This is a genomic window from Curtobacterium sp. PhB115 (genome assembly GCF_003752025.1).
Classification (GTDB): Bacteria; Actinomycetota; Actinomycetes; order Actinomycetales; family Microbacteriaceae; genus Curtobacterium.
The window spans coordinates 634,729-650,874 of the sequence record NZ_RJKR01000006.1; the positions used below are offsets into that span (position 1 = coordinate 634,729).

Consider the following 16,146-nt stretch of genomic DNA (forward strand, 5'->3'; position numbering starts at 1 on the left):
CGCTCTGCCAGGATGGGGCCGTGAGCCACCCGGACAGCAGCGTCGACGAGGCCGTCGAGCGTGCGGTCGAGCTGGCCTCGATCGGAACGCGGGCGGTGCTCGGCATCGCGGGCGCTCCCGGTGCCGGCAAGTCGACCCTGGCCCGCCGCGTGGTCGCCGCCGTCGACGAGCGACTCGGTGCCGGCACGGCGGTCCAGGTGCCGATGGACGGTTTCCACCTGTCGAACGCCGCACTCGACGCCCTCGGCCGCCACGACCGCAAGGGCGCCGTCGACACCTTCGACGCCGACGGCTACGTCGCGCTCGTGCGCCGGCTCGTCGACGCCCGCGGCACCGTCTGGGCGCCGGACTTCGACCGCCGGATCGACGAACCGGTCGCCGGCAGCATCGCCGTGCCGCCCACCGTCCGGCTCGTGGTGTCCGAGGGCAACTACCTCCTCGACGACACCGAACCGTGGGCATCGCTCGGCGCACTGTTCACCGAGACCTGGTTCTGCGCGGTCGACGACGGGGTCCGGGTGGACCGACTCGTCGGTCGGCACATGCGCCACGGACGCGACCACGACGCAGCGCGCGCGTGGGCGGTGGAGGTCGACGGCGTGAACGCGGCGAGGGTCGCGCCCACGGTGATGCGTGCCTCCAGGACCGTACGGACGTGACCAGCAGACCGACGTGACACGACCGAAGGAGCGACCATGACCATCGCCATCACCGGCGCGACCGGGAACATCGGGGGTGCCGTCGCACGCGCGCTCGCCGCGGACGGCGTGCCGTTCCGGATGATCGTCCGCGACGCCGCACGTGCACCGGAGCTGCCGGGCGCCGAGGTCGCCGTGGCAACGTTCGACGACGTCGACGCGAGCCGCGCGGCGCTCGAGGGCGTCGACCTGCTCCTCATGGTGTCCGCGGCCGAGGCCGAGGACCGCCTCGACCAGCACCGGGCGTTCGTCGGCGCCGCAGCGACTGCCGGGGTGCGGCACGTCGTCTACACGTCGTTCCTCGGTGCGGCGGAGGACGCCACCTTCACGCTCGGGCGAGACCACTGGGCGACCGAGCAGGCGATCCGCGCGACCGACATGGGCCACACGTTCCTGCGCGACAGCTTCTACCTGGACTTCGTCGAGGACCTGGTGGGCGAGGACGGCGTCATCCGCGGTCCGGCCGGCGACGGGGCGATGGCGGCGGTGGCCCGGGCAGACGTGGCACGGGTGGCGACGACGGTGCTCGAGCACCCCGAGGCACACCTCGACCGCACGTACGAGCTGACCGGACCGGTGGCGATCACGCTCGCCGAGGCGGCTGCGATCGTGTCCGAGGTCCGTGGCCGCCCGGTGTCGTACCACCCGGAGACCCTGGACGAGGCGTACGCCTCACGGGCGCGGTGGAACCCCGAGCCGTGGCAGGCAGACGCCTGGGTGAGCACGTACACGGCGATCGCCGAGGGTGCGCTGGCGCACGTCTCGGGTGACGTCGAGCGGGTCACCGGGCGGGCGCCGATGTCCCTGCGCGAGGTGCTCGGGGCGCGGTAGCGCGGGCGCGGGCGCCGGGTCGCGCGGGGTCGTTCGCGGGGGCGCGCGCCGGGTCGTTCGCGGGACTTCGTGAGCAGAAAAGGTCGGGTCGGGTGCGGCGACCCGACCATTTCTGCTCACCAAGCGCAGCGCAGCGCAGTGCAGCGCGACGCAGCGCGCGACCCGCCCGACCCCGCCCGCTCAGGACACGCGCCGCGCGGCGGTCGTCCCGACGACCCCGAGCGTCAGCACCGACACGAGCACGACGAGCAACGGTGCCGTCCACCCTCCGGTCGCACCGTGCAGCGCACCGGCGACGAGCGGCCCGGCCGACCCGATCAGGTACCCGCCGCCCTGCACGAACGCGGACATGCGGCGGGCATCGGCGTCGCTCGAGACGATCCGGACGATCACGATGAAGATCACCGTGATGCCGCCTCCCTGGGCCGCGCCGCCGAGCACCGACCACAGCAACCAGAGCTGCGGGGCGAACAGCAACCCGAGCGGCATCGCCAGCCAGAGGAACGCGACGAGCGCGATGATCGCGCGCGGCCGCCACTTCGCCGCCAGCAGCGGGACGCCGAGCGCACCGACCACGGCCAGGATCTGGAACACCGACGAGCTCGCCCCGGAGGACGCCTTCGAGAACCCGATCTCGTCGTGCAGCAGCGTCGGGATCCACGCGGTGAGGGCGTAGTACGAGAAGGCCTGGCCGCCGAACGCCAGCGTGAGACCCCACGTGATGAGTCGCTTCGCCGGCCGGACCGGCTCGGCGGCGGTGGCCGCAGCGGCCGCGGCTGCCCGCTCGGCGCGGATCGTCCGGAGCGCACCGGTGTCGAGCACCTGGTCGATGGGCCCGGTGACCGGGAGCGGCTCGGCCCCCGCACCGGGTCGGCGCCACGCAGCCCGCGCACCGACGGCGTACGTCCACGCGAACCCGGCGATGACCGCGAACACCGCCCAGATCGCGATCGCCACCGGCCAGCCCCACAGTGCCGCGATCGGAGCGGTCGCGAGCGAGGTGATCATCGACCCGACGTTGAGCGCCGACGTGTAGACGCCGGTGACCAGGCCGACGCGCTCCGGCGAGGTGTCCCGCCGGATGACGACGGGGATCACCACGTTGCCGATCGTGATCCCGATGCCGATCACGGCGGTGCCGATGAGCAGCGCGGCGGACGACGGCATCGAGCGCACCACGGTGCCGGCGAGCACGATGACGAGCGACAGGGACACGGCTCGCTCGGGGTCGGCCTTCGCGATCACCCAGCTGGCGAACGGCGTCGCGAGGGCGAAGCAGAGCACGGGGATCGTCGTCAGCAGTCCGGCGATCGTCGCGGTCAGGCCGAGGTCGCCCCGGATGTCCCCGATGACCGGGGCCGTCGCGACGATCGGGCCGCGGAAGTTCAGTGCGATGAGGACGATGGCGGCGGGCAGCACCCACGCGGCAGCGCGCAGCCCCTGCCGCGCCGCGCCGCCGCCGCCGGACCCGACAGAGCCGCCAGAGCCGCCGGTCGCGTCCGTCACGGCAGCAGGATCGGGAGCAGGTCGAGCGGGGTGGCCGCGCTCGCGATGGTGCCCTCGGCCTCGGCGGGGGAGCCGTAGCCCCACTCGGCGAAGACCACCGGCACGCCGTGCACCGTCGCGCCCTCGACGTCGTGCACGCGGTCGCCGATCAGCACGGGGCGGCTGATGTCGAAGCCTCGGGCGTCGAGGCGGCGCAGTGCTTCCTCGACGACGTCGGCCTTGCTCGACCGCACCTCGTCGTCGCTGGCACCGGTGATGATGTCGATGTCCCCGGTGAGCCCGTAGTGCTCGAGGATGTAGGTCGCCGGAGTCTCCGGCTTGCTCGTCGCCGTGGAGATCGGCAGGCCGGCCTGGTGCAGGGTGCGGAGCACGACGTCGATGCCCGGGAACATCGTCGAGTCGAGGGCTCCGTGCGAGAAGTAGTGCTCGCGGTACACGGCGAGGGTGTGCTCGGCCTGCGCCTCGTCCATGCCCATCGCGATCCGGAACGTGTCCAGGATCGGCGGCCCGACGAACGACATCAGGGTGTCGTGGTCCGGCACCGGGACCCCGACGGTGCGGAAGGTGTGCGTCAGGCTCTCGAGGATGCCCGGCGCGGAGTCGCTGATGGTGCCGTCGAGATCGAACAGGATGGCGGAGAACGGGCTGGTCATGTCCTGCCCACCCTACCGGGGGCGGTCGACGCGACCACCCCGGTGACGTGGGTGACGGGGCGGACGCGTGGCGGGCCTCCAGGCTGGGCCTGCGGGAGACGCGTGATGCAACCGCGCTCAGAACAGGCGGGTGTGCCCGCCCTCGATGCCGCGCATCGCGTCGTAGTCGAGCACGAGGACGCGGATCCCGCGGTCCTCGGCGAGGGTGCGCGCCTGCGGTGCCACCGTCTGCGCCGCCAGCACACCCTGCACCGGCCGAAGGTGCGGATCGCGGTTCATGAGCTCGAGGTAGCGGGTGAGCTGCTCGACGGCGTCGATGTTGGCGTTGCGCTTCATCTCGACCGCGACACTCGCTCCGGCGTCGTCACGCGCCAGGATGTCGACCGGGCCGATGGCGGTCATGTACTCACGGCGGACCAGGGTGTGACCGTCGCCGAGCAGCTCGATCTGCTCCGCGAGGAGCTGCTGCAAGTGGGCTTCGACCCCGTCCTTCACCAGACCGGGGTCGACGCCGAGGTCATGGGTCTCGTCCGCCACGACCTCGTACAGGGAGACGATGAGCTTGTCCTGCGTCTTCTTCTGCGTGACCGTCCACACCTGCGTGATGCCGGCGCTCGACTGCTCGTCGTCCGGCTCGGTGATCTCGATCGAGCACGGCGGGCTCATCCAGTTCAGCGGCTTGTAGCTGCCGCCGTCGGAGTGCACGAGCAGCGAGCCGTCCGCCTTGAGCATGAGCAGACGGGTCGCGAGCGGCAGGTGGGCTGAGAGGCGTCCGGCGTAGTCGACGGAGCAGCGGGCGATGACGAGACGCACCCGGGAAGCCTAACGGGCGTCGGGTCGCCGCCCGGACGGCGCGCTCGTCGCGCTGGCTGCGCTGGTTGCGCTGTCTGCGTTGGCGGCGTCGGCTGGGTTGCCAGCGCTGTCGGCGCTGTCGGCGCTGTCGGCCTGGAGGCGCGGCTCGCCTCCGCCGTGTCCGTCGCCGCCCTTGCGGGTCGGCCTGGCGGCGGCGCCGGTCTCGCGGGCAGCACCCGACGCCAGTCCCGCCGCGATGATGAACACGAAGACGACCAGGAGCGCACCGAGCAGTCCGACGTGCTCGCCGAGGAACCCGATGAGCGGCGGCCCGGCCAGGAACGCCACGTACCCGATGGTCGCGACGGCGCTGACCTTCGCGGCAGCGGTGCGGGGGTCGTCCGCAGCGGCCGACATGCCCATCGGGAAGCCGAGGCTGGCACCGAGGCCCCAGAGCACGACGCCGACGATCGCGAGCGGCACGTTGTCGATGAAGATGAGCATGCCGAGGCCGACCACCGCGACGGCGGCGCTGATGCGCAGGATCGGGACGCGCCCGAACTTGTCGATGAGGGGGCTGCCGGCGACGCGGCCGACGGTCATCGCGGCGAGGAACACCGTGAGCACGGCGGCACCGGCGGCGTTGTCGAGTCCGTGCCCGTCGATCATCGCGAGCGGCAGCCAGTCGTTCGCAGAGCCCTCGGCCAGAGCCATGCCGAGCACGATCACGCCGATGAGGATCGTGGAGGGCTGCGCCCAGACCTGCCAGCGCGTGAGCGGCGTCGCGACCGGGCTGGTGTCCGTGGAGACCGGCTGCTCGAAGTGGTGCTCGTCCTGGAACTTCGCGACGGCGACGAGCATGGCAGCGCTCGTGATCACGACGAGCACGATGAAGTGCCACGAGACCGGGATCTCGAGCTTCTCGGCCAGCGCCCCGAGTCCGGCACCCGCGAGGGTGCCGAGGCTGAACGCGGCGTGGAAGAGCGGCATGATCGTGCGCCCGCCGGCCTTCTCGGCGGCAGCGCCCGAGACGTTCATCGACACGTCGCACAGGCCGTTGCCGAAGCCGAACGCGATGAGCGCGATCCAGATGGCGGCGAAGCCCCAGTCGAGCGTGACCGCGATGCCGGCGAAGACCATGCCGACGGCCAGGCAGGCAGCGGCGACCTGGACTCCGCGTCGCGCGCCGAGCTTGGCGACGATGTGGCCGGCGAAGGTCAGGCCACCGATGGAGCCGACGGCCATGCCGAGCACGAGCAGGCCCATCTCGAAGGTGCTCGCTCCGAGGGAGTCGCGGACGCTCGGGATCCGGCCGAGCCACGTCGCGATGTCGAGGCCGGACAGGGTGAACACGACGAACACCGCGATGATCCACGCCCGGGTGGTCGGTCGGGTGCGGGTGGACGTCGTCGTCATGGGGGTCCCATCGTGCTGCGGTGCTGGTGGTGTGGCGGCGCCGGTCGTGCTGCGCCCGGTTGCGTGTCGTGCGTTCGGTCGAATCGATTCGACCGCTTGTTCCGGCTACGCTAACGGGCGATGGACGAACCGGCAACAACCCCCGGCGCGTCGCCTCCCCGCGGCGGCGACGCTCGGCGATCGCGCCCGACGCTCGTCGCGGTCGCACGCGCTGCCGGTGTCGCGCCGTCGACCGCGTCACTCGCGTTCAGCGGCAGCGGCCCGGTGTCCGAGGACGCCAAGGCCCGCGTGCTGGCCGCCGCCGCCGAGCTCGGGTACGGCGGCCCTGATCCTCGCGCCCGCTCGCTCCGCCGAGGGCGCTCCGGCGTCATCGGCGTCGTGATGGACGAGCGACTGAGCGACGCGTTCCGCGACCCGGTCAACGTCCTGACGCTCGACGGCATCGCCGAGGTCGCCGGTGCTGCCGGTGCTTCTCTGCTGCTGGTCCGCAGTCCGCTCGACGACGAGCAGGGTGCCGGGCCCCTCGTCGATGCCCCGATGGACGCCGTCGTCCTCGTCGGGTGCAACGTCCGGATCGACCCGGCCGTCGCGGTGCTGCGGCGTCGGCAGATCCCCGTCGTCGCGATCGAGGCCGACGAGATCGAAGGTGCTGTCCCCGTGCAGCTCGACAACCGCGATGCCTCGCGGCGGGCTGCCTCGTACCTGCAGGACCTCGGTCACTCGTCCGTCACGGTCGTGACGCTGCCGCTCGACGCGGAGCGCCGGCGCGGGCCGATCGACGAAGCCCGCTACGCCTCGGGGATCGCCTTCACCACGCTGGAGCGCCTGCGCGGTGTGCGCGAGGTCTACCCGTCCGCGGTCGCTGTCGAGACCGCCGGGAGCTCGGTGGAAGAGGGGCGGCTGGCCGGCGTCGCACTCTTCGCCCCGGACGGGCCCCGGCCCACCGCGGTCATCGCCCAGAGTGACCTGATCGCCGTCGGGGTGATCTCGGCTGCGCTCGACGCTGGACTCCGGGTACCGGAGGACGTCAGTGTCGTCGGGTTCGACGGCATCACGGTGGACGACAGCCTGCTGCACCGAACCCCGATCCGGCACCTCACCACGCTCGTGCAGCCGTTCGTGCAGAAAGGCCAGGCCGCCGCTCGTGCCGCCCTGGCGATGCTCGAGGGGGCGGAGCCGCAGCCGGCGTCGTTCAGCTCGGAGTTGCGGGTGGGGGACACGACGGGGCCGCCGCCGGCTGTGCGCTGATCCCACCCCCGGATTCCGCCACACCCCTACGAGTCGGTCAGCGCAACTTCGCGACGATCACCGCGACAGGGCGGGAAGTACGACGTCATCGACGACCTCGACGATGTCGTCGCGGGACAGCGGGCCAGTGGTGAGGTGACGGGCGAGCACGAGTGCGGCGCCAGCGCTGACGCGTGATGGGCTGACAGCGCTCGAGGGGATCTCGCCACGGGCCGCGGCGCGTCCGAATGCTTCGGTCACGAGGCGTTGGCGCGGCTCGATGAGCAGTGCGACGATGCGCTGCCACATCTCGGGTCGTCGCTCTCGCTCCAAGAGAAGCGGTGCGAGGACCCGTCCGACGGGGGTGGTGAGCCCGTCCGCGAGATCGGACAGGAACGCGATGAGTTCGTCGCGGAGGTCACCGACCGGCTGGAGTCGGGTCCCCCCGGGGTGATCGCTCCGCTCCGCGGTGTCTTCGGTCCAGGCGAGGGCAGCGAGGACGAGCTGCTCCGGATCGGTCCAGCGCCGGTAGAGCGAGGCCTTGCCCGCACCGGCTGCCGCGGCGACGTTCTCGAAGGTGAGGCCCGCCATGCCGTGGTCAGCCAGCTGTTCGAGTGTGGCGGCGAAGATCGCGTGCTCGAGGTCAGCACCGCGCCGCCGGACGGGAGCGTTCACGAGATGAGTGTCCCACCGACCCACACAGCGCCCGGCTGAGCGAGGACGGCTGGGTCGACGAGGGGATCGCCGGTCGTGAGCAGGAGGTCCGCACGCAGCCCCACTTCCACACGCCCGCGGTCGTGCAGACCGAATGCCGCCGCTGCCCCGTCCGTGGCAGCGGTCAGTACCGCGCCGTTCGTCATCCCGGTGTCCCGCAAGAGGAGCATCTCCTCGTGGAGGGCCTCGCCGTGGCGAACCGGCGCGAACGGGGTCTCGTTCGCGTCCGTGCCGGCGACGACTGGCACACCGGCGGTGTGCATCCGGCGCACACTCTCGACGGCGTTCTCGAATGCGGCGTCGGCACGGTCCCCGAGCCGCGCGCGGGCCATCGCGCGCATCATGACGAGGGTCGGTGACGCGATGGTGCCCTGGTCGACCATCCGACGGACGGTCTCGCCCGGCAGCGGCCGGTCGAGCGGTGCGTGCGTGAGGATGTCGACCCCGGTGTCGAGCCCGCGGACGAACGACGCGGCGGTCACGACGTGGGCCACGGTCCGGAGCCCCCGGCGGCGTGCACCGTCGACCAGGGCCGTGATCGTTGCGACGTCGAGCGCGGGGACGTCGGTGGCGTCGGGGTCCTCGATGATGATCTTCACCAGGTCCGACCCGTTCGCGGCCCGCCAGTCCAGGTACCGCTCGGCATCGGCTGCGCTGCTCACGCCGCTCGCGTCCGGGAAGCCCATCCGAGCGATCTGGGTGCTGCCCGGCGCCGAGGCGGCCGAGCCCGCGCTGAGGAGCCCCGGTGCCCCCGGTGCTCGTCGCTGCTCGTCGACGAGGGAGTCCGGGTGTGTCCCGAGGTCGACCATCGTCGTGACGCCGGCTCGGACTGCGGACGACAGCGCCGCCGGGGAGCCCAGGTGGACGTGCGTGTCGATCAGGCCCGGGACGAGGAACTGCCCCGTTCCGTCGACGACCGGACCGCCGGCTGGAGCGACGGTCCCCGCGGGACGGACCGTGGTGATGTGTTCGTCGAACTCGACGTCGACAGCCTCGGTTGTGGTCACCCCGCCGGAGCTGGTGCGGACGTTGCGAATGGTCGTGGTCATGCGGTCTACGATACAGAATCGTTCACTACACGCAACGAGGAGCCATCGATGTCCGAACTGATCGACGTCCACGCACACTTCGTCACCGCGGACTACGTCGCAGCGGCCCGAGCAGCCGGGTACGAACAGCCGGACGGCATGCCCGCCTGGCCGAGCTGGTCGCTCGCCGGCCAGCTCGGTGACATGGACCGCCGCGGGATCGCCCGAGCGGTCTTGTCCATCTCGTCGCCCGGAGTGCACTTCGGGGACGACGACCGAGCCGCGGAGCTCGCGCGGACACTCAACGACGAAGCCGCCGCGATCGCGGCCGCGCACCCGGACCGGTTCTCGTACTTCGCGTCCCTCCCGGTGCCGGATGTCGACAGTGCGGTCCTGGAGGCCCGGCGCACGTTGCAGGGACCGGGTGCGGTCGGCGTCGTCCTCGAGTCCAACGCGCACGGCCAGTACCTGGGAGATCCCGCGTTGGAGCCGCTCTGGGCCGAGCTCGACGCCCGCGGCGCGGCCGTCTTCGTGCACCCGACCTCGCCCGTCGGGTGGGAGCACACCGCCCTCGGGCGTCCTCGCCCGATGCTGGAGTTCATGTTCGACAGCACCAGGAGCATCGTCGACCTGGTGTTCGCCGGCGTCCTCGACCGGTACCCGGACCTGCGCGTCATCGTGCCGCACTCGGGCGCGACCCTGCCGGTCCTCTCCGACCGGATCGCCCTGTTCCAGCAGTTGTTCGGCGCCACCGCCGGCACGATGCCCTGGAAGGACGCGATGCGGCGGCTCTGGTTCGACACGGCAGGCACGCCGTTCCCACTCGACGTGCCAGTCCTCGCCGAGGTCGCCGGGACGGACCGGCTGCTCTACGGCAGCGACTCGTGCTGGACGCCGACGCAGGGCGTGGACGCGCAGATCGCCGCGCTCGACGATGCCGAGCCGCCGCACGACGCGACGAGTTGGCGGGAACTCACGACCCGGAACGCTCGGCGTCTGCTCGACTGACTCCGGCGAGGACGCTCTGGATCGCGGGTCCGGCGATCGCGACGACGGTGTCGTGGTCGGCTGCGAGCACGGCAGGGACCCCGAAGACCTGCCGGCTCGTGATGATCCCGACGAGCATGGCCGCGGCGAGCCCAGCCCGGAGCGCACGGTCCTCGTGATCGGCGCCGGAGGCTCCGTGTACGAGGCGGGCCTGGATGAAGTCCCGCAGCTGCGCCGTCGCGTCCTCGTTGACCATCGCACCTCGGAGCATCGCCATCAGCGGTTCCGACTCCTCCGGGGCGCCTTCCCAGGCCTGTAGGAACGCCCGGACGACACGCTCGCCGAGATGCTCGTCCGGACCCTCGAAGGCCGTGTCGAAGCGCCGGAGCGCGGACGGGGACACGGCCATCACCGCTGCGAACAGGTCGGCCTTCGACCCGAAGAACTGCATCACCTGCGAAGGGTCGACGCCGGCGTCCGCCGCCACGGCTCGGATCGTCGTGCCGGCGAAACCGTCGCTGGCGAACCGCGCACTCGCCGCCGCGAGGACCGTCGTGCGGGTGCTGGCCGCCCCGGGACGGCGACCCACGCGGGAGGTCGTCGCTGCTTCCGTCGTTCCGTCCATGCCCGCAATCTACTCCGCTGACGGGTTTCTCAACACACGTTGAGTTATTGCCGGATCGGACGTACGCTCGCCTCGACGACGAGCCCACGGAGGACTCCCGCACGAAGGAGAACACGATGACCGACCAGAGGATGACCGTCCCCTCCACCCCGCTGCCCGCGCCGCGCACGGGTGTGCTCACCCCCTTCGAGCCCGGCACCCGAACCCTCGAGGCCGGGTTCCGGATCGCGCCGCAGTTCAAGCCGCTGCCCGTCGACACGGTGTTCGACAAGGACGTCGCGATGCAGCTGCGCGACGGCACGACCATCCACGTCGACGTGTTCCGCCCGGTCGGTACCGAGCCGGTGCCGGTGATCGTGGCATGGAGCCCGTACGGCAAGGCGCAGGGCACGTCGCTCAGCGTGATGGGGGTGTTCGGGCTCGTCGGGCTGCCGAACAGCACGGTGTCCGGACTCGAGAAGTTCGAGGCACCGGACCCGGCGTACTGGGTCGAGCACGGCTACGCGATCTGCAACGTCGACATCCGCGGCGTGGTCGACTCCGAGGGCGACAGCGTGCTCTGGGACCGGCAGGAGGGCCGCGACGCGTACGACGTCATCGAGTGGCTGGCCGAGCAAGAGTGGTGCGACGGCAAGGTCGGCATGAGCGGCACGAGCTACCTCGCCGTGTCGCAGTGGTTCACCGCCGCCGAGCAGCCCCCGCACCTCGTCGCGATCAACCCGTGGGAGGGCGTCAGCGACGTCTACCGCGACCTCGTGAAGCGCGGCGGCATGCCCGACACCGGGTTCGCGCAGCAGCTGCAGGACGGCAGCTTCTTCGGGAAGGGCCAGAAGGAGGACATCCTCGCCGAGGTCGACGCCCACCCGCTGATGACCGACCTGTGGGAGCAGAAGATCCCTGACTTCTCGCAGATCGAGGTGCCGGCGTACGTCGTCGCGAGCTACTCGAACACCCTGCACACCGCCGGGACCTTCCGCGCCTGGCGTCGGATCGCCAGCGACGAGAAGTGGCTCCGGATCCACAACACCCAGGAGTGGCCGGACTACTACGACCCGGCGAACGTCGAGGACCTCCGCCGGTTCTTCGACCACTTCCTCAAGGGCGCCGACAACGGGTGGGAGACCACTCCGACCGTCCGGTACTCGGTCCTCGACCTGCAGGGCGGAGACGAGGTCGCCGTGCCGGCTGAGTCGTTCCCGCCGCAGGACGCCGCTTCGACGAAGTACTACCTCGACGCCCGGACGCGAACGCTGACCACGGCCGCGCCCGAGGCACCTGCAGAAGCGTCCTACGCCGTCGACGCGAACCCGGACGCCGTCTCGTTCCTGACCCGCTTCGACGAGGAGACCGTCCTGGTCGGGTACCCGAAGGCGCACCTGTTCGTCGAGGCCCGGGGCGCCGACGACATGGACCTGTTCGTCCTCGTCCAGAAGCTCGACCGCTGGGGAACGCCGCTGCAGGCGTTCACCGTGCCGAACCAGTCGGCGATGGCGCACGACCTCACCGACCACGGCGCGACGATCCTGCGCTACAAGGGCTCCGACGGACGCCTCCGCGTGTCCGCCCGGCACCTCGACGAGGCGCTGTCGACCGACGACGTCCCCGCGCACTCGTTCGACCGCGTCGAGAAGCTCGCTGCGGGGCAGGTCGCCGAGATCGAGATCGACCTGTTCCCGGTCGGCCTGCGCTTCCACTCGGGCGAGCAGCTGCGGTTCATCGTGAGCTCCCGCAACCTGCTCGGCACGCTCATGCCGGCGATCCGCGAGTACGTCGGCGCGAACACCGGGCGGCACGTCGTGCACACCGGCGGCGACCAGGCCTCGTACCTCCAGCTCCCCGTCCGGGCCGCACGGTGACCGGCGCGACCGTCCGCCTGGCCGGCGAGGACACCGACTCGACCATCGACGGGTTCGAGCTGTTCTCCGCCCGCCGGGCGCTCGCGCTCCTGAAACGGAAGCTCGGCCGGGTCCAGCTGCTCGAGCTGCTCGAGGACGAGATCGCTGCGGGTGACGCGTTCCTCCGCGCCCACCTCGGACGCTCCGGCGGCGAGCAGGCAACCGGCACGACCACGCTCCGTGCACGGGGAATCAGTGCCGCGCAGTTCGGTGCGTGGCTCGGCGCCGCGTTCGCCCGCGAGGACGTCATGCTCGCCGGACACCCGGAGCACTACGGGATCCACGCCGAGCCGGGGCGCAACGTGAACATCGTCGAGACCCTCGACGAGTACGTCTGCTCGTTCTTCATGCGCCCCTGGGACGACAGTGCCGTCGTCGAGCAGGAGCTGCCCGCCGCAGAAGCGCCTGCCGGTCGCCGGTCGCACATGCTGTTGGCGGACGGGACGGTGATCGGCTCGATCGCGAACTCCTTCGACGAGGAGCAGGACGGCTTCACCGCACGTCTGTCCGTCACCCTGCCGGCGACCTGCGCCCCGGCGGTGATCGAGCAGCACCTCGAGCACTTCGCCGTCGAGTTCCGCACCTGGATCCGCCGAGCCGCCAACGAGCGGTGACCGTAGCAGCACAGTCCGGTAGCCCATCGACTTGCGGACGAGCAGCGATCGGTGTGGTCGCCAGATTGCGACCGCCGCACTAGTCTCTGGTCGTATGCGCGATAGTCCCGTGTCGGGCCTGGCCCTGGCAAGAGCGTTCTACACCGACGCGGTGGCCCCGTTGGTGCGAGCTCCCCACGCGGCTTGTCTGCTTGGGGAAGGCTCCGAAGTGTTGGGCTTCGACACGGAGCGGTCAAGAGACCACGAGTGGGGTCCGCGCGTCCAGATCTTCGTCGCTTCTGAACACATCGATGGGGTGCGTGAGCGGATGCGGGAGCTTCCGCCGCGCTTCAACGGATTGGACACGGCCTGGTTCTCACTTGCAACCGGAACGGTCGCGCACCACGTTGAGGTGACGACGCTTTCCGACTGGACCGTAGCGGCGCTCGGGATCGATCCTCGTGACGCGATGGACGCAGCGACGTGGCTCGGCTTGTCGCAGCAACGGCTTCTCCAAGTGACCGCAGGCGAGGTCTTCCACGATGAGGCTGGTGAGCTGACCCGGATCCGCGCACGATTGAGCTGGTACCCCGATGACGTGTGGGCATGGACGATGTGCTCAGGATGGCATCTCATCGGAAAAGCCGAGTCGATGCGCGGACGGTGCATTGAAACTGGAGATGTGCTCGGCGAGCGTCTGCTGACCGCCCGACTGTGCCGCTTGATCATGGAGCTGGCATTCCTGCAAGAGCGACGCTACTGGCCCTACGAAAAGTGGTTCGGCGCCGCGTTCCGTGAACTCAACGTTGCGGCGGAACTCGGCCCGCTGTTGAGACAAGCTCTGGCCGCGACGGATCCAGCTGCAACGGCTGCGCTGCGTGCTGCCCTGCAGCTGCTTGGGCACCGACACAACGTGCTAGGGCTCGGAGCGCCCGTCGAGCCGAGCTACGGTCCGTTCGAAGTCGGTATCAACGATGCCGTCCGTCCGTACGAAACGATCAACGCCGGCGACTACGTCCGGTCTCTGAGAGAAGTAATCGCCGCCAACGACCTCCGACACTTCGCCCTGGTCGGCTCTATCGACCAACTCACACACGGTGACGATGCTCTTGTCAACTACACCGATTGGCCGGCCCGTCTGACCCGCGAGTACCGCGACGCCATGTGACGTGCCCAGACTTTCGACCCTCGCACACAGCATCCGGTAGCCGATCGACTACCGAGACATCGGGCGTTCTCTAGGCTGGGAACATGGAACCCGCGCTGGCCGTCGTGAACCCGCCGGGCGCATCGAATGGTCTGCCGCCGCAGATCTGGATTGCTGCGGTGGTCGTGATCCTGATCGTGGGCGCTGCACTGTCGATCCGGCGACGGCGTAAGTAGTCCTCATGATGGTTCCCGTTCAGGTGGTCGTCGTCTTCGCGATCGGAGCCGCGTTCCTGATGGCAGCCATCGGATACGCCTTCTATCGGAAGCTTCAAGGCTCAACAGAGCCAACGAATCGGCTCTCGAATGTGCTCGCCACGGTAGGGGGAGTGATTGCGGGTGGTGCGATGCTCTTGGGGCTCGCGCATCAGGGCATCTTCACCTGATCCTTCGTCGAGTCGCCCGACGGCCATGTCCGCAGAAGGATGCTTCACCGGACGGTCCGTCGTCGAGATTCACTTCCCGGTGATCCAGTCTTGGAAGCGTGGGCCGACGACCTCGGTTTCGCGTGCAGGCAGGAGGGTGCCACCGCGGAACGCCCGCCCCATCCGGCCCGGGATCGGCAGGGGCACCGGGGTCACGCCGGGGCCCGGAAGCGCCTTCGTCATGGTCCACAATGTCGTGGTGTCGGGTCCCGCGACCTCGATCTCTCGCGCGGAGCGTTCGCCGACGGCGACGTCGGCGATGACCGTTGCCACGGCATCGAGTGCGACCGGGGCGATTGTCATCCCCGGGACCAGCGCGACGGGTCCGAAGCGCATCCGATCGAGGTTCTGTCGTGCGAACTCGAACCACTGCGTGGAGCGCACGATCGTGAGGTGCGGGCTGACTGAACGCGCGACTGCTTCCTGGGCGGTCTTACCAGCGAAGTAGCCGTACCCCTGCACCTCGGGACGCATGCAGTTGACGATGGAGAGCAGCACGTGGTGCGCTCCGACCGCACCGGCCGCCCTGCCGATCGCACGGGTCGAGCCCGTGAAGAACTGCGTCGCCGCTTTCCGGCTCGTCGTGAACCGTCCAGTCGCCTCGACGATCACGTCCGCGCCGGCAAGCGCAGTGGTCGCGTCGTCGCGCAACACGTCAAAACCCGTCGACCGTGACAGCCGCGTGACCGAACATCCTCGCGCTTCCACCGCCCGGCTGATCGCGACACCGGAGATCCCGCCGCCGACAACTACTACCCGCATGAGCCCACCCATCCTCTACGTTCGTAGAGAACACTACGATAGTAGAGGCCGAAGGGACAGACATGGATCGGCGGGAACTGCTCGCAGATGCGGGAATCAGACTCACAGCGCGCGGAGGGACCCGTGCGCTCACGCATCGCGCGGTCGACGCCGAGGCCGGGCTGGCCGCGGGGTCGACGTCGTACTACGCCCGCACGCGCCGTGAGCTCACAGCGCTCGTGGTCGCCCGTGTCACAGCGCAACTCTCCGCCGAGCTCGGCGCGCTGCAGATCCCCGACGACCTCGACGACGCTGCTGTCGTGCACATCGCGGCCGCGTTCCTCGAACAGCTCGCAGCACGAGCCGAAGCGCAGGCGGCTCGCCTCGCGCTGCTGCTCGAGCTCCGGGACGACGAGGAACTCCGCGCTCCGCTCACCGGGGCCGACCCGGTGCGTGCCCGGTTGAACGAAGCAGCTCGATCGCTCCTGGGCGCGCTCCGAGTTGCCGCCCCTGAGCACGCTGCGGCGGATCTCGTCGGCCTCATCGACGCGTTGCTGCTGTACCGCACGGCCGCGGTCGCACCGCTTGACCCCGTCGCCGTCCTGACCGCCTACGTTGCAGGACTCCCACGAGGATGATCACCAACACAGCGCGCCCGGGGCGCGTTGAGTCACGCGCACAGCTCGACCGGACACTCCACGGTGTGAAGGACGAGCAGAACGACGGCCCACTGTGGGTGTGAACTCCACGCAACGCAGGTGCTACATTCGCCAGCTGCTCGACCGAGAGTGCGCCAGGGGGAACCGAGC

At 70.4% G+C, this 16,146-nt stretch carries 18 protein-coding genes; 10 read left to right on the forward strand and 8 right to left on the reverse strand.

Features of this window, described 5'->3' with window-relative positions:
• Positions 1-20: 20 nt before the first annotated feature.
• Together EDF19_RS08630 and EDF19_RS08635 are read left to right on the forward strand one after the other, a co-directional pair.
• Positions 21-659: a nucleoside/nucleotide kinase family protein gene (locus EDF19_RS08630; protein WP_123680474.1), complete on the forward strand. Its 639-nt coding sequence runs from the start codon at positions 21-23 to the stop codon at positions 657-659.
• 36 nt (positions 660-695) lie between these two features.
• Positions 696-1,529: an SDR family oxidoreductase gene (locus EDF19_RS08635; protein ID WP_123680475.1), complete on the forward strand. Its 834-nt coding sequence runs from the start codon at positions 696-698 to the stop codon at positions 1,527-1,529.
• Between the two features lie 180 nt (positions 1,530-1,709).
• Here EDF19_RS08635 and EDF19_RS08640 read toward each other — a convergent pair whose 3' ends face one another.
• The 4 genes from EDF19_RS08640 to EDF19_RS08655 form a co-directional block, all read right to left on the reverse strand.
• The gene (locus EDF19_RS08640; protein ID WP_260217033.1) at positions 1,710-3,035 is read right to left on the reverse strand and encodes an MFS transporter; all 1,326 of its coding nucleotides are present in this window, start codon (positions 3,033-3,035) and stop codon (positions 1,710-1,712) included.
• Entirely contained in the window at positions 3,032-3,688 is a 657-nt protein-coding gene (locus tag EDF19_RS08645) for an HAD hydrolase-like protein (protein WP_123680476.1), read from the reverse strand. The genes EDF19_RS08640 and EDF19_RS08645 overlap by 4 nt, the downstream gene beginning before the upstream one ends.
• A 117-nt stretch (positions 3,689-3,805) precedes the next feature.
• Positions 3,806-4,501, reverse strand: a complete 696-nt coding sequence (gene nucS / locus EDF19_RS08650) for an endonuclease NucS (protein WP_123680477.1) — start codon at positions 4,499-4,501, stop codon at positions 3,806-3,808.
• Positions 4,502-4,510: 9 nt separating this feature from the next.
• A complete protein-coding gene (locus EDF19_RS08655; RefSeq protein WP_260217034.1) occupies positions 4,511-5,896 on the reverse strand; it encodes an MFS transporter in 1,386 nt (461 codons plus the stop codon).
• 120 nt (positions 5,897-6,016) lie between these two features.
• Here EDF19_RS08655 and EDF19_RS08660 point away from each other — a divergent pair, with 120 nt between their 5' ends.
• Positions 6,017-7,144 carry a LacI family DNA-binding transcriptional regulator gene (locus EDF19_RS08660; RefSeq protein ID WP_123680478.1) on the forward strand — a complete coding sequence of 376 codons (1,128 nt, stop codon included), beginning with the start codon at positions 6,017-6,019 and terminating at the stop codon, positions 7,142-7,144.
• A gap of 57 nt (positions 7,145-7,201) precedes the next feature.
• On the opposite strand, the gene EDF19_RS08665 is transcribed toward EDF19_RS08660, so the two are convergent.
• Complete coding sequence (locus EDF19_RS08665; RefSeq protein WP_123294474.1) at positions 7,202-7,798, reverse strand: TetR-like C-terminal domain-containing protein; 597 nt, start codon at positions 7,796-7,798, stop codon at positions 7,202-7,204.
• Positions 7,795-8,886 carry an amidohydrolase family protein gene (locus EDF19_RS08670; protein ID WP_123680479.1) on the reverse strand — a complete coding sequence of 364 codons (1,092 nt, stop codon included), beginning with the start codon at positions 8,884-8,886 and terminating at the stop codon, positions 7,795-7,797. Before EDF19_RS08670 ends, EDF19_RS08665 begins: the two co-directional genes overlap by 4 nt.
• A 48-nt stretch (positions 8,887-8,934) precedes the next feature.
• On the opposite strand from EDF19_RS08670, the gene EDF19_RS08675 reads away from it, so the two are divergent.
• Positions 8,935-9,873, forward strand: coding sequence for an amidohydrolase family protein (locus EDF19_RS08675; RefSeq protein WP_123680480.1), 939 nt, complete (start codon positions 8,935-8,937; stop codon positions 9,871-9,873).
• Here EDF19_RS08675 and EDF19_RS08680 read toward each other — a convergent pair.
• On the reverse strand, positions 9,839-10,477 hold the full coding sequence (locus EDF19_RS08680) for a TetR family transcriptional regulator (protein WP_123294477.1): 639 nt from the start codon (positions 10,475-10,477) through the stop codon (positions 9,839-9,841). The two genes, EDF19_RS08675 and EDF19_RS08680, sit on opposite strands and share 35 nt — an antisense overlap.
• A gap of 116 nt (positions 10,478-10,593) precedes the next feature.
• Between EDF19_RS08680 and EDF19_RS08685 the strand changes: the two genes are divergently transcribed.
• The 5 genes from EDF19_RS08685 (at position 10,594) to EDF19_RS08700 (ending at position 14,557) form a co-directional block, all read left to right on the forward strand.
• Complete coding sequence (locus EDF19_RS08685; protein ID WP_123680667.1) at positions 10,594-12,333, forward strand: CocE/NonD family hydrolase; 1,740 nt, start codon at positions 10,594-10,596, stop codon at positions 12,331-12,333.
• Positions 12,330-12,986, forward strand: a complete 657-nt coding sequence (locus EDF19_RS08690; protein WP_123680481.1) for a hypothetical protein — start codon at positions 12,330-12,332, stop codon at positions 12,984-12,986. Before EDF19_RS08685 ends, EDF19_RS08690 begins: the two co-directional genes overlap by 4 nt.
• Positions 12,987-13,080: 94 nt before the next feature.
• Positions 13,081-14,133: a DUF4037 domain-containing protein gene (locus EDF19_RS08695; protein WP_123680482.1), complete on the forward strand. Its 1,053-nt coding sequence runs from the start codon at positions 13,081-13,083 to the stop codon at positions 14,131-14,133.
• 83 nt (positions 14,134-14,216) lie between these two features.
• Positions 14,217-14,348, forward strand: coding sequence for a hypothetical protein (locus EDF19_RS19370; protein WP_260217036.1), 132 nt, complete (start codon positions 14,217-14,219; stop codon positions 14,346-14,348).
• A gap of 5 nt (positions 14,349-14,353) precedes the next feature.
• A complete protein-coding gene (locus EDF19_RS08700) occupies positions 14,354-14,557 on the forward strand; it encodes a hypothetical protein (RefSeq protein ID WP_123680483.1) in 204 nt (67 codons plus the stop codon).
• A gap of 69 nt (positions 14,558-14,626) precedes the next feature.
• On the opposite strand, the gene EDF19_RS08705 is transcribed toward EDF19_RS08700, so the two are convergent.
• Complete coding sequence (locus EDF19_RS08705) at positions 14,627-15,250, reverse strand: SDR family oxidoreductase (protein ID WP_221180635.1); 624 nt, start codon at positions 15,248-15,250, stop codon at positions 14,627-14,629.
• 170 nt (positions 15,251-15,420) lie between these two features.
• Between EDF19_RS08705 and EDF19_RS08710 the strand changes: the two genes are divergently transcribed.
• A complete protein-coding gene (locus EDF19_RS08710) occupies positions 15,421-15,975 on the forward strand; it encodes a TetR/AcrR family transcriptional regulator (RefSeq protein WP_123680485.1) in 555 nt (184 codons plus the stop codon).
• The last annotated feature ends 171 nt before the right edge of the window (positions 15,976-16,146 follow it).

Coding starts and splice junctions, on each gene's coding strand:
- EDF19_RS08645 (WP_123680476.1), bottom strand. CDS start 3,688: ATGACCAGCCCGTTCTCCGCCATCCTGTTCGATCTCGACGGCACCATC.
- EDF19_RS08710 (WP_123680485.1), top strand. CDS start 15,421: ATGGATCGGCGGGAACTGCTCGCAGATGCGGGAATCAGACTCACAGCG.
- EDF19_RS08700 (WP_123680483.1), top strand. CDS start 14,354: ATGATGGTTCCCGTTCAGGTGGTCGTCGTCTTCGCGATCGGAGCCGCG.
- EDF19_RS08635 (WP_123680475.1), top strand. CDS start 696: ATGACCATCGCCATCACCGGCGCGACCGGGAACATCGGGGGTGCCGTC.
- EDF19_RS08655 (WP_260217034.1), bottom strand. CDS start 5,896: ATGACGACGACGTCCACCCGCACCCGACCGACCACCCGGGCGTGGATC.
- EDF19_RS08670 (WP_123680479.1), bottom strand. CDS start 8,886: ATGACCACGACCATTCGCAACGTCCGCACCAGCTCCGGCGGGGTGACC.
- EDF19_RS08685 (WP_123680667.1), top strand. CDS start 10,594: ATGACCGACCAGAGGATGACCGTCCCCTCCACCCCGCTGCCCGCGCCG.
- EDF19_RS19370 (WP_260217036.1), top strand. CDS start 14,217: ATGGAACCCGCGCTGGCCGTCGTGAACCCGCCGGGCGCATCGAATGGT.
- EDF19_RS08680 (WP_123294477.1), bottom strand. CDS start 10,477: ATGGACGGAACGACGGAAGCAGCGACGACCTCCCGCGTGGGTCGCCGT.
- EDF19_RS08675 (WP_123680480.1), top strand. CDS start 8,935: ATGTCCGAACTGATCGACGTCCACGCACACTTCGTCACCGCGGACTAC.
- EDF19_RS08660 (WP_123680478.1), top strand. CDS start 6,017: ATGGACGAACCGGCAACAACCCCCGGCGCGTCGCCTCCCCGCGGCGGC.
- EDF19_RS08695 (WP_123680482.1), top strand. CDS start 13,081: ATGCGCGATAGTCCCGTGTCGGGCCTGGCCCTGGCAAGAGCGTTCTAC.